The sequence below is a fragment of the Candidatus Termitispirillum reticulitermitis genome, assembly GCF_054655775.1.
In genome coordinates, this window is record NZ_BAAIHG010000178.1 from 1 (window position 1) to 929 (window position 929).

Annotated in this window: 1 protein-coding gene; it reads left to right on the forward strand. The window is 43.6% G+C overall.

All coding sequences use genetic code 11. From position 1 onward, the window contains the following. Positions 1-20 precede the first annotated feature (20 nt). Positions 21-929 (forward strand): glycine--tRNA ligase subunit beta (locus tag AC1MDJ_RS08120; protein WP_479690410.1); only part of this gene is annotated, 909 nt, incomplete at its 3' end.

Sequence of the window (929 nt, forward strand, 5' to 3'; positions counted from 1 at the left end):
AGGCTCACCCAAATCAAAATATACATGCAAAAGTTTATATCACGAGATATGGCGATAATTTTCCTAACTACGGGAGCGTGATAACAGGCTCAAGCAACTTTACTGAGAGCGGGCTTGTGGGAAGACGTGAATTCAACGTTGAATTAAAAGATGCACCTGATGTAAAATTTGCATTAGCCCAGTTTGAAGAGTTGTGGAAAGAGGGCATTAACGTCACCCAAGACTATATCAGTGCAGTGCACCTTAAATCTCCGCTTCGCGAAGACATCACCCCTTATGATTTATATCTAAAGTTCTTATATGAATATTTTAAGGAGGATATAAATGCTGACGTTAGTATTAAAATTAGCTATCCGTCAAACTTTAAGAAGTTAAAATATCAGGAGGATGCGGTTCACAACGCCAAACGAATATTAAACGACTATAACGGCGTTCTCATTGCCGATGTGGTGGGGCTTGGCAAAACCTATATGACGGCAATGCTCTTGCAGCTCCTGCCTAGCAAGAAGCTGATTATCTGCCCTCCTGCACTGACGGAATACTGGGATAGTACCCTGCGCGACTTCTATGTGCAAGGCTACAAAGTCGTTTCGCTGGGTGTGCTTGATGATGTTATAAAGAACGATAAAGACTATAAAAGTCTTGAAGCACTAAAAAAGGTGACTTATCAAGAAAAGTTGGGCACGTCTTATGAAAAGATGGAGCGGGTTAGGGCGATTGCCGCTAAGTTAGCGGGTGTTGTTGCCACCGACAAGCTAGCAGTGGTAAATGAGGCGGCAACGTTATGCAAGGCTGACTTAATGACTGAAATGGTTTATGAATTCCCTGAGCTGCAAGGCTTTATGGGTAGAATATATGCAACTATTCAAGGCAAGTCTAGCGAGGTGTCGGCTGCCATAGAGGAGCACTATCAGCCGCGCTTTGCGGGG